Raw genomic sequence first — 15776 nt, forward strand, 5'->3', positions numbered from 1 at the left:
CCACACACCGATCCGCAAAGGAAGAACCATCATGTCGAACACCCTGACCAAGGCTGATATCAATATCACCGACCTGCCCGAGGAGTACCGCGAGCTTCAAGCGGTGGTCCGTGAATTCGCCAACGAGGTAGTCGATCCCGTGTCCGCTAAGCATGACCGGGAGCACTCCTTCCCTTACGAGGTCGTTGCCCAGATGGGGGAGCTGGGCCTGTTCGGCCTGCCTTTCCCCGAAGAGGTCGGGGGCATGGGCGGTGACTACCTCTCCTTCGGCATCGCCCTCGAGGAGTTGGCGCGCGTCGACCAGTCCGTGGCCATCACCCTCGAGGCCGGCGTGGGCCTGGGCGCGATGCCCATCTTCCACTTCGGAAACGACGAGCAGAAGGCCACCTGGCTGCCCGACCTGACCGCCGGCACCCGGCTGGCCGGTTTTGGCTTGACCGAGCCTGGTGCAGGTTCCGACGCCGGAGCCACCCGCACCAGCGCCATCGAGGATGGCGGTGATTGGGTGCTCAACGGTTCCAAGCAGTTCATCACCAACTCCGGCACCGACATCACCTCCCTGGTCACTGTTACCGCGGTGACCGGTGAGAAGGACGGCAGGAAGGAAATCTCGGCGATCATCGTGCCCAACGACACCCCGGGCTTCACAGTGGAGCCGGCCTACGACAAGGTCGGCTGGAACGCTTCCGATACCCACCCGCTGACTCTGTCCGATGCCCGGGTGCCCCAGGGGAACCTCCTCGGCGAGCAGGGCCGCGGTTTCGCCAACTTCCTGTCCATCCTCGCGGAGGGCCGCGTCGCTATCGCTGCGCTGGCCACGGGAGCCGCGCAGGGCTGCGTTGACGAATCCGTCCGCTATGCCAAGGAGCGCACCTCCATGGGCCGGGCCATCTCCGAGTACCAGGCGATCTCCTTCAAGATTGCCCGCATGGAAGCCCGGGTCCACACCTCCCGCCTAGCATGGCAGGCCGCCGCCGCCAAGATGGTCAAGGGCCTGGACTACCGCAAGGACGCCTACATTGCGAAACTGATCTCCTCCGAGGCAGCGATGGACAACGCCAGGGACGCCACCCAGATCCACGGTGGTTATGGCTACATGAACGAATACCGCGTGGCACGCCACTACCGCGACTCCAAAATTCTGGAGATCGGTGAGGGCACCTCCGAGGTTCAGCTGATGCTCATCGCCCGCGAGCTGGGTTTATAGGAGAGGAAGACCACCATGACCAAAGCAACTGACATGAACACGCGTGTGATCACCCAACGCGGGCTCTGGTTCGAGGAATTTGAGGAAGGTGTGCGCTACCTGCACCGTCCGGGCCGCACCGTCACCGAGACCGACGACGTCGTCTTCACCACACTGACCATGAACACCCAGCCGCTACACCTGGACACCCACTGGTCCTCGGAACAGGCGGGCTTTGGAGGTCAGCGCCTGGTCAACTCCATGTGGACCCTCTCCACAGTGGTCGGGTTATCCGTCTCCCAACTGACCCTGGGCACCATCGTCGCCAACCTCGGCTTCACCGAGGTCTCCTTCCCGACACCGATGTTCCACGGTGACACCTTGTACGCAGAGACCGTGTGCACCGGCAAGCGGCTCTCCCGGTCCCGCCCGGGCCAGGGTGTGGTCGAACTCGAGCACATCGGCCGCAACCAGCACGGCGATGTCGTCTGCCGGGCCGTACGCGCCACCATGGTGCAGTGCCGACCGGGGAGGGGTAGTGATGGTTGATTGGATCCCCGCCGGTCCCGCGCTCCTGTTCGCCCCAGCCGATCGGCCCGACCGATTCGTCAAGGCCGCCGACCGTGCCGATATGGTCATCCTTGACTTGGAGGACGGTTGCCGTCCGGAGAACCGGGCGCAGGCCCGCCGCGCGGTCGCGGACTGCGCCCTTGATCCGGCACGGGTCATCGTGCGGGTGAACCCGGCCTCCACCCCCGATATCGTCGCCGACCTCGAGGCGGTGGCCGCCAGCAGATTCCGTCAGGTGATGCTGGCCAAGACCGAGGGCGCCAGCGATGTCGCAGCGGTGCGGGTAATGGTGCCCGACGCCCAGGTTATCGCGCTGGCCGAGACCCCGCTCGGGGTATTGCGCGCGGAGGAAACTGCCGCCGCCGACGGCGTGGTCGCGATGTTCTGGGGAGCCGAGGACCTAGTCGCTGGGCTCGGAGGCACCTCCTCTCGCCGCGCGGATGGACGCTACCGTCATTTCGCCCTTCATGCCCGTTCCCAGGTGCAACTGGCCGCCGCCGCCCACGGTTGCGCCGCCCTCGACTCGGTGTATGTGGATATCTCCGACCTAGAGGGGTTGCGCATCGAGACGGAGGATGCCGCGGCGCTCGGATTCGCTGGCACCTGCTGCATCCACCCGTCTCAGGTCCCGGTCATCCGCACCGCCTACCAACCCTCGGACGAGGAACTCGACTTCGCTCGCCGACTGCTCAAGGCCGCCGAACTCGACCGCGGTGCGTTCAGCTTCGAAGGCCGCATGGTCGATGAACCGCTCTTTCGCCAGGCGCAGGCCATCGTCAGCCGCGTCGGCTCCTGACACTCCCAGCATCCGAAAGAAGGAAATCTGATGAGCTCTACCATTCAACTCGAGACCCGCCGCACCTCTTACGGTTCCGTGGCGGTCGCCCCGGACGGGACCCAGCTCTCCCACGTCATCGGCACCGGAGTGAGCGAGGGTGCCGCCCCAATCAGGGAGGAGACCCTCGGCCAGATGTTGCGTTCGGTCGTGGAGCGACATCCCTCGCGTGACTGCATCGTCGATGTCTATGCTGACGTGTCCTTCACCTACGAGCGGTTTTACAACCGTGTACTTCGTCTCGCCAGCGCTTTTATCCGAAAAGGCTACCGCAAGGGGGACCGCATCGGCATCTGGTCGACCAACCGGTGGGAGTGGCTCGTCGTGCAGTGGGCCTGCCACCACCTCGGCCTGATCCTGGTCAACATCAACCCGGCCTACCGGCAGTTCGAGCTGAACTACGTGCTGGAGAAAGCCGGTGTGAAGATGGTCTTCGCCGCTCAGCGATTCAAGGACTCCGATTATCGCACCATGCTCAACGAGGCTGCGAAGCAGCGCGGTTCCCAGCTCAACCGGGTCATCTACTTCGGTTCGCCCGACTGGTACGACGCCATGCATGGGGAGATCGATGATCTTTCCGACTACACCGCGGATCTGCACCCAGATGATCCGGTGAACATCCAGTTAACCTCGGGTACCACCGGTTTCCCCAAGGGCGCGACGTTGACCCACCGCAATATTCTCAACAACGGTTTCTTCATCGGTGAGTTGCTCGAATACGACGAGACTGACCGGGTCTGCACCCCGGTGCCGTTCTTCCATTGCTTCGGCATGGTCATCGGCACAATGGCCACCTTCACCCACGGCGCCTGCATGATCATCCCGGCGCCTTCCTTCAAGCCTCGGGAGACCCTCAAAGCGGTGCAGGTGGCGAAGGCGACCTCCCTCTACGGGGTGCCGACGATGTTTCTCAAGGCACTCGAGGAAGCCGAAGACCACGTTGAGTACGGCAGCCCCTACCAGCTGTCTACTCTGCGCACCGGCGTCATGGCAGGCACCTCGTGCCCGTCGAAGACCATGCGGGATGTGATGGAGACCTTCAACATGAGCGGTATCTCCATCTGTTACGGCATGACCGAGCTCTCCCCGGTGTCCTTCCAGACCCGTCAGGACGATCCACTGGACAAGCGGGTCAACACCGTCGGGCAGATCATGCCGCACCTGGAGGCCAAGCTTGTGGATGAGGCCACCGGAGAGACCGTCCCTTTCGGCGAACAGGGCGAGATCCTGGTGCGTGGTTACGCCGTGATGAAAGGATACTGGGAGCACGAGGAGAAAACTGCCGAGGTTCTCGACGCGGATGGCTGGATGCGCACAGGTGATCTGGGAGTTTTAGACGAGGACGGTTACCTCTCGGTTACGGGCAGGATCAAGGACATGTTGATCCGGGGCGGTGAGAATATCTACCCCCGCGAGATCGAGGAATTCCTCTTCACCCATCCGGATGTGCTCGACGTTCAGGTCATTGGTGTCCCCGACGACAAGTACGGAGAGGAGATCATGGCCTGGATCATCCTCAAAGACGGGGTCGATGACCTCACAACTGAGGAGATCGTCGAATTCGGGCAGGGGAAGATCTCCCGGCAGAAGCTGCCGCGCTACGTCCACATCGTGGATTCCTATCCGATGACCGTATCCGGCAAGGTTCGCAAGGTCGAACTGCGTGAAATGGCGCCCAAGGCCCTGGGGTGGGTGTAAGAGCGATGACCAACAACGACACTCTCCACGACCTCATCGCAGAGACGATCCAGGACGGCATGACTATCGCCGTCGGCGGTTTCGGCCTGTGCGGCGTGCCTTTCCGGCTCATTGAGGCATTACGTGACGTCGGGCGCCGAAATCTGACGATCGTCAGCAACAACATGGGCGTTGACGGTCAAGGACTCGGCGTCCTGCTTGAGAACGGCCAAGTCCGCAAGGTGCTGGCCAGTTACGTGGGCGAGAACCGTGAGTTCGCCCGGCAGTACCTCGCCGGGGAGCTCGAGGTCGAGTTCAATCCCCAGGGCACCCTGGCGGAACGGTTGCGCGCCGGCGGTGCCGGCATCCCCGCCTTCTACACCGCCACCGGAGTGGGCACCCTCGTGGCGGAGGGCAAGCCCACCGCCGAATTCGATGGACAGATCTACGTGCAAGAACGTGGCATCGTCGCCGACGTCGCCCTAGTCCACGCCTGGCGTGGTGACGTCGGTGGCAACCTCATTTATCGCCGCACCGCACGCAACTTCAACCCGATGTGCGCCGAATCAGGACAGGTCACCATCGCCCAGTGCGAAGAGATCCTCCCGATCGGTGGAATCGACCCCGACCTGGTGATGACCCCCGGCGTCCACATCGACCACCTCGTGTCCGCCGACGACCACGACAAACCCATCGAACAGCGCACCACCCGCCCCAGGCATGCGGCAGTGGTGGAGGTCTGAAAGGAGACCGACATGACAATTGCAGACAAAGCCACCACCCGCAGGGGCTGGAGCCGTGATGAGATGGCAGCTGAGGCCGCCCACGAACTCTCCGACGGCGACTATGTCAACCTCGGCATCGGTATTCCCACCCTGGTGGCCAACAACCTCCCCGACGGGGTCAACGTCATCCTCCAGAGCGAGAACGGCATCCTCGGCATGGGCCCCTTCCCGTATGAGGGGGAGGAGGACGCTGACCTGATCAACGCCGGCAAGCAGACCGTCACCCTGCAGGAGGGCGCCGCGACCTTCGACTCCGCCACCAGCTTCGGGATGATCCGCGGCGGCAAAGTCAAAATGGCCGTCCTCGGCGCGATGCAGGTCTCCCAGAACGGCGACCTGGCCAACTGGATGATCCCCGGCAAGATGGTCAAGGGCATGGGTGGGGCGATGGACCTCGTCGCCGGCACCCCGCGCGTGGTCGTCCTCACCGAACACATCACCAAGGACGGGCAACCCAAGCTCAGACAGAAATGTGACCTGCCGCTAACCGGTACCGGCGTTGTCAACCGCATTATCACCGACCTCGGGAGCTTCGACGTCGGTGACAACCAACTCATCCTGCGCAAGATCGCACCAGGTGTGACGCTGATGGACATTGAGAAGACCACCGAGGCCAACTACACGGTCGAGCTGAATGAAACGGAGTATGACAAACCATGAGTAGTCTTCCTACACCCCGAGCCGATGACGTCGTCATCCTCGCCGGTGCCCGTACACCCCAGGGCAAGATGCTTGGCGACCTCGCTCAACTTAGTGCCGTCGACCTCGGCGCCCATGTGATCAGACACGCCGTGCAGCGCGCAGGCATCAAGGCGGAGGACATCGACCAAGTCGTTCTCGGCCAGGTCATACAGGCTGGCACCGGGCAGAACCCCGCTCGGCAGGCCGCGATCAACGCCGGCCTGCCGTGGAGCGTGCCAGCGGAGACCGTGAATAAGGTGTGCCTGTCCGGCCTGGACGCCATCATCCACGGCACCCGCATGGTCCGACTCGGTGAGGCGGATGTCGTGGTCGCCGGCGGTCAGGAGTCGATGACGAATGCCCCGCACATTGCCGACGGAGTCCGCCAGGGCAAAGCTTACGGCGGGCTGAAGTTGACAGACAGCCTGGAGTCCGACGGACTCTCCGACGCATTCGACGGTTGCTCTATGGGAACCCTGACCGAGGAGCCGATGGGGGATCTGGGCATCTCACGGGCAGACCAGGACGAGATCGCGGCGACCTCGCACCAACGCGCCGCCCGGGCACAGCAGGAGGGTGTCTTCGCCGCGGAAATTGCCCCGCTGGAGATTCCGCAACGCAAGGGCGATCCGCTGGTGGTCGACACCGACCAGGGTATCCGCCCCGACACCACCGCCGAATCCCTGAGCAGACTACGCCCGGCCTTCACCCAAAACGGCGGTACCATCACCGCCGGCAATGCCTCGCCGATCTCCGACGGTGCCAGCGCAGTGGTGCTCGCCCGCCGCTCATGGGCGGAGGAACGCGCACTAGATCACCTGGCTGTGGTCGGTGCGGCAGGTCAAACGGCTGGCCCAGACAACTCTCTGCACTCCCAGCCGGCCGCCTCCTTGAACCACGCACTTAGCCGGGCCGGTTGGGAAGCAGATGAGCTCGACTTCATCGAGATCAACGAGGCCTTTGGCGCGGTCGCGGTGAAATCCCTCCGGGACTTGGACTACCCGCTGGAAAAGTGCAATATCAACGGTGGAGCCATCGCCCTGGGGCACCCGATCGGAGCTTCTGGGGCCCGACTAGTGCTCACCGCGGCGATGGAGTTGTCTCGTCGGGGCATCGGTCGCGTGGGAGTCAGCTTGTGTGGTGGTGGCGGCCAAGGCGACGCCCTCCTGCTGTACCGCAGCTAGGGCGGCCTGACGAGAGCACTGATCGAGAGCCATTTTCCGGGCAGAAAGAACAGCTCAAGCCCCGCAGCAGGGCAACCGGTAAAATCCGACATATCCTGCCACGGGGCCCTTATCCGAGAGGAACCTATGACCCCTGATTCGTATTTCATCCGCACCGGTCCGACAACATTCGCACCTACCCCGCACGCCATCGGCGCCTGGTCGGAGGAAGATTACCATTTCAGCCCGGTGGCCGGCCTGCTGGTCCATGCCATTGAGCAGTTCCGGGCGGGTGACAAGAACGTAGACCTGCAGCTTTCCCGGGTCTCCTTCGACATCTTAGGCCGACTTCCTTTCGCGGAGGTGGAGATCGCTATTGAGGTGCCCCGGCCGGGACGGACGATTGAACTAGTGCAGGCGACGGCGTCAATTAACGGCCGCGCGGTGATCACCGCCCGGTCCTGGTATCTCGTCAAGATGGGTACGGCGGACGTCGCGGGACTGGAGATCGCCCCCCTGCCAGACCCTGGGGATTGTCCGGCCCGGGATCTCACTGAGATGTGGGGCGGCGGTTACATCGCGCAGCTGGAGGCACGTCAGGCCAGCGAACTCAGACCTGGCCGGGGTGCAACCTGGTTGACCTCACCCAACCGGCTCGTAAAGGATGAGGATCCCATCGACATCGCTGAGTTCTGCGCGCGGATCGACACCGCCAACGGCATCGCCCCGCGTCAGCGGCCGGAGCAGTGGATGTTCCCCAACGTGGACTTGACAGTGCACCTGTTCCGCCGCCCATCGGGAACCTGGACCGGCCTGGACACCACCGTTTACTGGGGTGACTCCGGGGTTGGCGTGACGAGTTCGACACTCCATGACGAGGACGGGCCTGTCGGCCGGGCAGAACAGAGCCTAACGATCCGGAAAATGTGACGGGCCATCCGACGAACAGGACACTGCCCCCGAAACCCTGGTTCAGCGCACCTGTTCACGCATAGTTGACGGTGATCCTGGACGACTACTTCCGCAGAGTGCGCGGGCACCTGGCGTTAAGTCCTGTGGCGAAAATAGGAGCGGGGGCAGGCGCGGAAGCTGGAAAATAAGGCGGCCTCCGGTGTAACGAGGAGGGGTACGCGCTCACCACGCCGGACTGCGCTCATTCCCCCTGGCACGTCTTAAACCGTCGCTTGATACCCCTTGCTCCCGTGGTAGAGCATCTTCATTGCGCAACGAATTCCTTGAAGAGTGGACAGTCTGATCCAAATTCCCACAAACCCAACAGTGACACCAACGCCACAACCTCAAGGGGTTGTGGCGTTGGTGTCTCTGCCAGTTTTCACCATAACCCGGGTTGCTCCCCGGCGTGGGGACGCCACCTTGGTGGGCGTGAAGGGCCGTCTCATCCCATCCCTCGAGGATGGCCTGTCGAGCGCGGTAGGAGTGCTCGCGCGATGATGGCTGGCGACAACTTCCCGGTTGGAGGAGTGGCGTCCCATTGCCACGGTTCGGGCGAGGTTGATGACCTGGGTGGTCAACCGGAGGTGATCCTCGGTCAAGTCCTTTGGAGTGGTGTATCTGCCCTTTCGATAAAACAGGCAGTGTGACGGTGTCAGGGACCGGCACGAGCCCGATGCTGGGACTGGCTCATGCGACCTCCTGAGCGGCGTCCCCGGCGTCGATGACGTTGGCGTTCATCATCGCCTTGGTCTGCTCCAGACTCGTCAGCGACATGTAGCGCTTCTGCTGAATCCAATCATCGTGCTGCTCCGCCAGCACCGCGCCGACCAGGCGGACGACGGCATCGCGGTTGGGGAAGATGCCCACGACATCCGTGCGCCGGCGGATCTCCCGATTGAGTCGCTCAGTGGGGTTATTCGACCAGACCTTCGTCCACACGGCCTTGGGTGCGTGAGTATACGCCAGTAGTTCATCCAGGGCTTCTTCCAGGTAGTCGGCCACATGGGGGAACTTCTGCTCGCAGAACGACACCACTTCTTGGGCCTGGTTCCACACCGATGTCGCATCGGGCTGCTGGAAGATCGTCTGGAACATCGCCGATAGCGTCGGCCACTGGCTCTTGGGCACCAGCCCGGAGAGGTTCTCGGCGAAATGCGTGCGACACCGCTGCCAGGACGCGTTCGGCAGGACTTCCCCGATGGCGTGCTGGATCCCTAAGTGCGCGTCGCTGGTGACCAGGTACACCTGATTCAGGCCGTGGGCCTTGAGGTCCCTAAAGAACCCGGTCCAGGAGGCGGCTGACTCGCTCGTGGCGACCTGCATGCCCAACAACTTGCGGTAGCCTTCGGCGTTGACGCCGGTGGTAAGCCACACGGAGGTTTTGACGACCCGTCCGCCTTCACGCACCTTCATCGTCAACGCGTCACAGGAAACATAGAGGTAGGGGCCGGTATCCAGGGGTCGGGTACGGAAGTCTTCGACCATGGAATCCAGTTCTTTGGCCATCTCGGAGACCTGCGACTTCGACAGGTTGGTAATGCCCAACGAGGCGACTAGGTCGTTCATACGCCGGGTGGAGACGCCTTTCAGGTAGCAGGTGGCGATCACGGTGGTCAGGGCGCGTTCGGTACGAGTTCGGCGTTCCAGCAGCCAGTCCGGGAAGAACGAGCCGGTGTGTAGTTTCGGGATGGCGACGTCGACGGTGCCGACGCGGGTGTCGAAGTCGCGGTGGCGGTAGCCGTTGCGCTGATTGGTGCGCGCATCGCTGACGGTGGCGTGACTTCGCGCCACACACCTGGTCGGCTTGGGTCGAGAGGATCTGGTTGATGAACTTCTGCAACATCTCACGCATGAGATCTGGCGAGGCTTGGGAGAGTAGTTCGTCGAGGTAGGTGGTCGGGTCGATAGAATGGGGGCCAGCGGCGACCGTGGTTTCCCTTTCGAGGAAGTGTGGTTACGGATTCGAAAGGTGACTTGGGTGGTCGCCTCATGTTGTTCATGAGGGTCGGCTACCGGCAGTTACACCTATACCACGCTAACGGACTCCACCGGGGTGGATCAGGTTGATGGCCTCGGTGGCCAGCACCTGGCGGACGGGTTCGACTGTCCACGGCGAGGTGGAGACGAACTGCTGGAGTCGTTGGTGATCGATGCCGAGGCGTTCGGCCATGGGTTGCGTGGATTTTCGCCGGCCCTCCAACATCAGTCCTTGGAGGTAGTAGCTGCTGGTGATGCGTTGGTCTGTGCGGGGCAGGGAGGCGAAGACCTCGGCGACGAAATCTGCGAGGTCAGCGGGGGTGCGGGTGGTTTTCGGGTCCATAATCTGACGTTACGACCACCCGCCCCGCCCCACAAGAGCTAACAAAGCACTACTAGAGCGTGGACTACCTGCCTATAAGCAGGGGTTTCAGTGTCCTCCTGGGTGGGAGAAGCTCTACCCGAAGAAAGCACGGCAACGAGGATCCGCGCCGGCGAAGTTTGATGACGTCTTCATCTGGCCACGCAGCTGGTCAACCCCGCGATCTTCCGGGACGTCTCGGGTAGGACGTGGGCACAGGGGCGCTGGGGATAGAGATGGCCGCGCCCTCTGATGTTTCCCGCCACAGGTTGTGCTGCGCCTGCCATCACTTTCTCCAAGGCGGGCGGATGTCCGTCCAACGCTGAGGACCTAAGGAAGCGGATTTTCTTCGCGCATTGAGGGCCGCTCCCTCGAGCTTGACCTTCGTGAATCGTTCTTAAACGGTCTCAAATAACTCCAAACAACTCGAAACAACTTGTTTTTAACGCGTGATCTGCGAAAACGAGAGACAAGCTGCAGTGCGGGAGGCAATATGAAACAACTTCACATAACTTTGGGTGGTGCTGTGGTGGCCTCCATATGGCGAGGAGTGCCTGCTATAAAATTTGGGCCTCCACATGATTCGAACACCGCAGGAAATCTCCCCAGGCTGCTCGGCACTACATTGGTGGACCAGCCACCTGACCTCCGAGGAGACAGCCAATGAAAACGCCGGATGACGTGAAATCCCGGGCGCGCACAAACTACGACCGTAACGTGCGTGCCTGGCTCGGCGGTGACTTCACCCCGCTGACCGTCTCGTTGAGCCCGCCCACGATCAGGCAGGCGGAAGCAGACAACGGGGAAGCCGTCGGAGAGTGGCTGCGGGAATGGGCGCACTGGAACGGCCCTGGTGAGGTCGAGCGTGTCACCAAGCGCCTGGGGTATCTCGGGACGTATGACGTGCCGACCCGCATCGTTCTGCACTCACCGGAGGAGATCGCCCGGGCGGCGGGCAGACACGCCGATTGGCGGCTGGCTTCGACCCGGCTGACGCAGCTCACGGCAGCCCTCGGGGAGGACGTCCGCGCACCGTTGCTGACCCAGTTGTTCCGTTGGCGGGCGTGGGACGAGGTCACGGCGGAGCGCTTCATCGCGGTGGTGCGGTGGCTGCGCACCCACGACGTCAGCCAGTACTACATCCGCCAAATCCCGGTGATCGGCGTGGACACCAAATGGATTGAGCAACATCGACCAGTGGTGGAGGCGGTGGTGGGGCAGCTGCCGTTTCGCACCAAGCCGCCGTTGGTGGAGCTGCTCAGCCTCGATCCGGAAGTGAAGATCCGCAACGCCCGCCGCCTCTGCCTGGAGATCGATGACGCCGCCGGCGCGAACCCCGCGTTCGAGCAGGTGCTCATCGTGGAAAACCACACCACGTTCCTCGCCCTGCCGGAAATTCCGGGCGCCTTCGCCGTCTGGGGCGAGGGCTACCGGGCGGATGAGCTCGTGGCGGCGCTGCCGTGGCTGGCGCAGCGCCGCGTCTTCTACTGGGGCGACCTCGACTCCCACGGTTTCCGGATCCTCGACCGCATCCGGGGCCCGTTGCCCGGGGTGCGCTCCGTGCTCATGGACTCGGAGACGGCGCGCCTGCATCTGGAGTTGGCGGTGGAGGAGCCGACCGCCACCGCGTTTGCGCCGGCCCGGCTGACCGATGATGAGGACCGGGCGCTGGAGCTGCTGCGGGAGCGCTCCGGCACGGGCTGTCTACGTATCGAGCAGGAGCGCATCGTGTTCGACCACGTCGTCGAGCAGCTGACCGCCACGATGCAGTAGCGGGGGAGGGCCCGCCTCGTTCCTAGACGTCGAAGCCCTGCGCGCGGGCGACCTCGAAGGTCTTGCTGTCGTTGCGTCCGCCCGGCGACAGCTTGGTGATGACCTGGTTGGTGAAGCTGTCTTCGCGCCGGTTTTCGTTGCGCAGATCGTAGTAGGTGGTCATCTCGGCGTCGTAGTCGGCGAGCGCCTGCGTCCAGGACTCCGGCTCCTGGTAGCTGTTTTCGAAGACGCGCAGCTGCGCGTCCATGCGCGGCTTGATCTGCGGTTCTTGGTTCGGGTGTCCCAGCGTCATGCCGAGCACCGGAAAGGTGTACTTCGGCAGGTCGAGCAGTTCGATGATGGCGGGTTCGTCGTTGTGGACGTTGCCCAGGTGGTTGGTGCCCAGGCCGAGGGCCTGCGCGGCGACGGTGACGTTTTGCACCATGAGGCAGGCGTCGGTGAAGCCCTCGACGAACACCTTCGTCGAGCCGGCGGGCTCAACGGGTTTGCCGGCTTCCTCCAGGATGCCGGCGGCGCGACGGCCGTCGACGATGAACAGCAGGTACACCGGCGCGCGGCGCACATATTCCTGGTTGCCGATCTCCGCGAGCCTGTCTTTTTTCGCCTGGTCGGTGACGTGGATGATGCTCGCGTTCTGCAGGCTGCGTGAGCTCGCCGTGCGCATCGCGACCTCGAAGAGAGTGTCCAGGGTCTGCTTGTCGACGGGCTCGTCGGTGAATTCCCGGATGGTCCGGTGGTCGAGTTGGGTGCGAATGGTGGAATTGTCGGTGGGGTTCATGAGGCCGACTCTAGTGATGCTTTGGGGTCGGGCGGGCCGACGGGAGATGGAGTAAGAAGACAAGCCATGTCGGTGAGGGGTGGTTTCACCGAAGGGCCTCGCGCCGGGGATTACTGTTGGCCCCGCGTGGGCAAGTGGGCCTGTTCGCCGTCGCGGTCCAGCATGATCAGCAGTTCGGCCGGTTCTTCATGCGCCTGGATCAGATGCGGGGTCATGGTGGAGAACTCCACCGCCTGGCCGGGGTAGACCAGGATCTCGCGGGCGCCCAGCTGGAGGCGGACCACGCCACTGAGCACGGTGAACCATTCGTTGCCGGGGTGAACCTGCAGATCTTCGTTTTCCCGGTCTTGGGTGATCCGCATCTTGGCGATGAACATGCCGTGCCGGTCCCGTTCGCGGGAAAGCAACCAGAAGGTGGTTCTGCCCATGGATTCGGGTTCGGGGCGGATGACTACGTCGTCGTTTCCTTCAGGTGCTACCAGCCGGTCGAGGGAGGTGTCCAAGGCGTGGCTCAGAGCGACGAGGTGTTCGAGGGTGATGCGTTGATGGCCGGTTTCGATGCGGCTGAGGGTGGAGGGGGACAGCTCGCAGCGAGAGGCCAGGGCCTCGAGGGTCCAGCCGCGGGCCAGGCGTAGGCCGCGGACGCGGTCACGGACGAGGGAGTCAATCTCTTTTTGCATATTCCGCAAGAGTACATGCGAAATAAGGGAGACGGTGCGTAACATGCCTGTCATGACGCATCATCATTCGCATTCTCATCAGGATCCGTGGCGGGATCTCCCCGACGTCTTGGCCGAAAACCTCGTCCTCGAGGCCACCCTGAATGAACCCCTCCTCCACTCCGTGCTCGAGGAGGCTGCGGCCGCGCTGGACCGCGCTCCCGCGACCGTGCTGGATCTCGGTTCCGGGACTGGAGCCGGCACCGTCGCCCTGGCCCAGCGGTTCCCCGGCGCCCGCGTTCACGCGCTCGACGTCTCCTCGAAGCTGCTCGACCACGTACGTGCCGCCGCGGTGGGCGCCGGGGTGGGGGAGCGGGTCGAGTCGCACGAGGTCGATCTCGACGGGGACTGGCCGGCGGCCGTTCCCCGTAACGTGGACCTGGTTTGGTCGGCGCTGACTTTGCACCACGTGGCCGATCCAGCCGTGGTGCTGCGCCAGATCTTCGATTCCCTGCGCCCGGGTGGAGCGTTCGTTCTGACCGAACTCACCGGCGAGACAGTATTCGAACCTGCCGACCTCGGGGGTGGTGGTGCCGGACTGCGCGACCGGCTGGCGGAACTGACGGCCGCGCACGGTCACCACGGCGGTGGCGAGTGGCAGGACCTGCTCCGCGACGCCGGCTTCGTCTCCGTGCAGCGACACGACCGCGAATTCATCGCCCGCGCCGACAGCGCCGAAGGGGCGCGCTACCTGGCGATCCAGCTGCGCGGTCAGCGGGGCCGACTCGCGGAACGGCTCAGTGGCGAGGACCTCGCCGGGCTGAACGCCGCGATTGCGGCACTCGACGACGGCGCCTCGCCACTGTCGTTAACCTCCGGACGCGAGGTGTGGGTGGCGGTGCGCCCGATGGCCGGGTAGCACATCGACGCGGACGTGACCGTGATATTTTCTGTGTGGGTGGTTGTAAAGCGAAGAGCTACGTGGTGTTTCACGTGAAACGGCCGGGCCGAGGTGGAAAACTTCTCCATCCCACTTGACGCAGGTCAAAGTTTTTCTGACCTATCTTTGCGATAATCAGGTGGAGGAAAACAACACGAGGAGATGCTTTGTCATGGCTATCTGCGACGGCCCACCCCTGCCCGCGGCGGTGATCCACCACCGCGACAACTACAACGACTCCACCTTGAGTGGTGCGTTTATCGCAGTCGGCACAGTAGATGCGCCGGCCAGGGTGCGGCAGTTTCACGTGGACGAGGGGCTGGAAGTTCGCGGCCACATGATCGAAGCTTTCCTCGACTTGTGGAAGGCCCATCGGGACACGGGGCTGATCCTCTATGTCTCGGACAGGATCGTCCGCGGACTGCTGCGGGAACAGGCCGAGAACTACCCGGGTCTCATTGTCCGCGACGTAGTCTCCGGCGCCCGCCTTCAGGCGGCCTGGCGTTCCGCCCGGCGCGCGATCGACGAGGCGCAGGCGGAGCTGTGCGGCCCGGGAGAGTGTGAGTTTGTGCAGGAGGAGCGCCATCTGGTCATCGCCACGGACGCCTCGAAGCAGTCTCGCGGCAACACGATTGGCATCGGCGCGGCGAACTCCCGCGGGAATATCCGCGGCAACGTGATTACTGCGGGCACCGTTCTGGAGGGCGAGTTCGCGGCGGTCGGCTCGGCGTTGCGGAAGTGGGGCCACACCGCGGACGTCATTGACGTGCTCACCGACTGTCGGACGGTGGCGACGATCCTCAGTCGCGATCGGCCGAAGCCGACGGGGGCGGGCGGCGGCCAGCGCGGTGCTGCCGTGCAGACGCTGAATAACCTGCGGCGCACCGCCACCATCCGCGTCCACTGGGTCCGCGGGCACGACGGTCATGTGCTCAACGAGATGGCGCACCGCGCCGCGATGACCGCCCGCCGCTGCCACGAGATGAACACCGACAACCAGAAGGAGTTCTATTGCGACTTCCGCGACGAATTGCAAGATGAGCTGACCGGCATGGAACCCGCGGAGCTGGTGCCGGGAGGAGGGGGATGTGGACGGGCGGCGGCGTGACCTCGTCGCCGCGATGATCATGCACGCCCCGCCACTGGCGGGCGCATCTGCACCCGACGCCGCTGATCGCCGGCTCTGGCTGGATGTGCTGGGTCGCCTGAGGGTGGGCGAGGAGTGCGGGTGCGGGATCTGCCCCTCCTTTACGCTCGAGTTGGACGGGCGGCCCGCGCCGCAGGCGGGGCGCCGCCATATTCTCGTGGCGAGTGCAGGACGGGCGCTGGTGCTGTTGACTGTGGAGGGCGGAGTGGTTTCCGGATTGGAGGTGGCGCCCGGCGGCGACGAGGCCGTCGACCTGCCTGAGGTGACCGAGCTGACGTTCTAGGGTTGGG

Annotated in this window: 14 protein-coding genes and 2 pseudogenes; 12 read left to right on the forward strand and 4 right to left on the reverse strand. The window is 63.8% G+C overall.

Annotation, left to right across the window (positions count from 1 at the left end; all coding sequences use genetic code 11):
• Positions 1-31: 31 nt before the first annotated feature.
• From B841_RS00695 to B841_RS00730, 8 genes are all read left to right on the forward strand, one after another.
• The gene (locus B841_RS00695; protein WP_020933556.1) at positions 32-1207 is read left to right on the forward strand and encodes an acyl-CoA dehydrogenase family protein; all 1176 of its coding nucleotides are present in this window, start codon (positions 32-34) and stop codon (positions 1205-1207) included.
• A gap of 15 nt (positions 1208-1222) precedes the next feature.
• Positions 1223-1735 carry a MaoC family dehydratase gene (locus B841_RS00700; protein WP_020933557.1) on the forward strand — a complete coding sequence of 171 codons (513 nt, stop codon included), beginning with the start codon at positions 1223-1225 and terminating at the stop codon, positions 1733-1735.
• Entirely contained in the window at positions 1728-2552 is an 825-nt protein-coding gene (locus tag B841_RS00705) for an HpcH/HpaI aldolase/citrate lyase family protein (RefSeq protein ID WP_020933558.1), read from the forward strand. Before B841_RS00700 ends, B841_RS00705 begins: the two co-directional genes overlap by 8 nt.
• A 30-nt stretch (positions 2553-2582) precedes the next feature.
• Positions 2583-4289, forward strand: coding sequence for an AMP-binding protein (locus tag B841_RS00710; RefSeq protein ID WP_020933559.1), 1707 nt, complete (start codon positions 2583-2585; stop codon positions 4287-4289).
• 5 nt (positions 4290-4294) lie between these two features.
• The gene (locus tag B841_RS00715) at positions 4295-5011 is read left to right on the forward strand and encodes a CoA transferase subunit A (protein ID WP_020933560.1); all 717 of its coding nucleotides are present in this window, start codon (positions 4295-4297) and stop codon (positions 5009-5011) included.
• Positions 5012-5023: 12 nt separating this feature from the next.
• Entirely contained in the window at positions 5024-5713 is a 690-nt protein-coding gene (locus B841_RS00720) for a CoA transferase subunit B (protein ID WP_041631673.1), read from the forward strand.
• A complete protein-coding gene (locus tag B841_RS00725) occupies positions 5710-6918 on the forward strand; it encodes an acetyl-CoA C-acetyltransferase (RefSeq protein WP_020933562.1) in 1209 nt (402 codons plus the stop codon). The genes B841_RS00720 and B841_RS00725 overlap by 4 nt, the downstream gene beginning before the upstream one ends.
• Before the next feature lie 126 nt (positions 6919-7044).
• Positions 7045-7827 (forward strand): thioesterase family protein, encoded by a 783-nt coding sequence (locus tag B841_RS00730; protein WP_020933563.1) that lies wholly within the window; start codon positions 7045-7047, stop codon positions 7825-7827.
• A gap of 711 nt (positions 7828-8538) precedes the next feature.
• Here the strand turns inward: B841_RS00730 and B841_RS00735 are convergent.
• A pseudogene (locus tag B841_RS00735) lies at positions 8539-9757 on the reverse strand (IS256 family transposase).
• Between the two features lie 144 nt (positions 9758-9901).
• Positions 9902-10171, reverse strand: a pseudogene (locus tag B841_RS00740) (transposase); the annotation flags it as partial.
• A 681-nt stretch (positions 10172-10852) separates the two neighbouring features.
• On the opposite strand from B841_RS00740, the gene B841_RS00745 reads away from it, so the two are divergent.
• The gene (locus B841_RS00745) at positions 10853-11962 is read left to right on the forward strand and encodes a DUF3322 domain-containing protein (protein WP_020933566.1); all 1110 of its coding nucleotides are present in this window, start codon (positions 10853-10855) and stop codon (positions 11960-11962) included.
• 22 nt (positions 11963-11984) lie between these two features.
• Here B841_RS00745 and B841_RS00750 read toward each other — a convergent pair whose 3' ends face one another.
• A complete protein-coding gene (locus B841_RS00750; RefSeq protein ID WP_020933567.1) occupies positions 11985-12740 on the reverse strand; it encodes an NADPH-dependent oxidoreductase in 756 nt (251 codons plus the stop codon).
• Between the two features lie 110 nt (positions 12741-12850).
• Positions 12851-13420, reverse strand: coding sequence for a helix-turn-helix domain-containing protein (locus B841_RS00755; RefSeq protein WP_020933568.1), 570 nt, complete (start codon positions 13418-13420; stop codon positions 12851-12853).
• A gap of 52 nt (positions 13421-13472) precedes the next feature.
• On the opposite strand from B841_RS00755, the gene B841_RS00760 reads away from it, so the two are divergent.
• From B841_RS00760 to B841_RS00770, 3 genes are all read left to right on the forward strand, one after another.
• The gene (locus B841_RS00760) at positions 13473-14318 is read left to right on the forward strand and encodes a class I SAM-dependent methyltransferase (protein ID WP_020933569.1); all 846 of its coding nucleotides are present in this window, start codon (positions 13473-13475) and stop codon (positions 14316-14318) included.
• Between the two features lie 193 nt (positions 14319-14511).
• Entirely contained in the window at positions 14512-15447 is a 936-nt protein-coding gene (locus tag B841_RS00765) for an RNase H family protein (RefSeq protein WP_020933570.1), read from the forward strand.
• A complete protein-coding gene (locus B841_RS00770; RefSeq protein ID WP_020933571.1) occupies positions 15428-15769 on the forward strand; it encodes a hypothetical protein in 342 nt (113 codons plus the stop codon). The genes B841_RS00765 and B841_RS00770 overlap by 20 nt, the downstream gene beginning before the upstream one ends.
• Positions 15770-15776 lie beyond the last annotated feature (7 nt).

Source organism: Corynebacterium maris DSM 45190 (assembly GCF_000442645.1).
In the GTDB taxonomy this organism is placed as follows: Bacteria; Actinomycetota; Actinomycetes; order Mycobacteriales; family Mycobacteriaceae; genus Corynebacterium; species Corynebacterium maris.

What these genes read in the sequence shown, in the direction of transcription:
- B841_RS00695 (WP_020933556.1), top strand. Translation starts at nt 32, where the DNA reads ATGTCGAACACCCTGACCAAGGCTGATATCAATATCACCGACCTGCCC.
- B841_RS00700 (WP_020933557.1), top strand. Translation starts at nt 1,223, where the DNA reads ATGACCAAAGCAACTGACATGAACACGCGTGTGATCACCCAACGCGGG.
- B841_RS00705 (WP_020933558.1), top strand. Translation starts at nt 1,728, where the DNA reads ATGGTTGATTGGATCCCCGCCGGTCCCGCGCTCCTGTTCGCCCCAGCC.
- B841_RS00710 (WP_020933559.1), top strand. Translation starts at nt 2,583, where the DNA reads ATGAGCTCTACCATTCAACTCGAGACCCGCCGCACCTCTTACGGTTCC.
- B841_RS00715 (WP_020933560.1), top strand. Translation starts at nt 4,295, where the DNA reads ATGACCAACAACGACACTCTCCACGACCTCATCGCAGAGACGATCCAG.
- B841_RS00720 (WP_041631673.1), top strand. Translation starts at nt 5,024, where the DNA reads ATGACAATTGCAGACAAAGCCACCACCCGCAGGGGCTGGAGCCGTGAT.
- B841_RS00725 (WP_020933562.1), top strand. Translation starts at nt 5,710, where the DNA reads ATGAGTAGTCTTCCTACACCCCGAGCCGATGACGTCGTCATCCTCGCC.
- B841_RS00730 (WP_020933563.1), top strand. Translation starts at nt 7,045, where the DNA reads ATGACCCCTGATTCGTATTTCATCCGCACCGGTCCGACAACATTCGCA.
- B841_RS00745 (WP_020933566.1), top strand. Translation starts at nt 10,853, where the DNA reads ATGAAAACGCCGGATGACGTGAAATCCCGGGCGCGCACAAACTACGAC.
- B841_RS00750 (WP_020933567.1), bottom strand. Translation starts at nt 12,740, where the DNA reads ATGAACCCCACCGACAATTCCACCATTCGCACCCAACTCGACCACCGG.
- B841_RS00755 (WP_020933568.1), bottom strand. Translation starts at nt 13,420, where the DNA reads ATGCAAAAAGAGATTGACTCCCTCGTCCGTGACCGCGTCCGCGGCCTA.
- B841_RS00760 (WP_020933569.1), top strand. Translation starts at nt 13,473, where the DNA reads ATGACGCATCATCATTCGCATTCTCATCAGGATCCGTGGCGGGATCTC.
- B841_RS00765 (WP_020933570.1), top strand. Translation starts at nt 14,512, where the DNA reads ATGGCTATCTGCGACGGCCCACCCCTGCCCGCGGCGGTGATCCACCAC.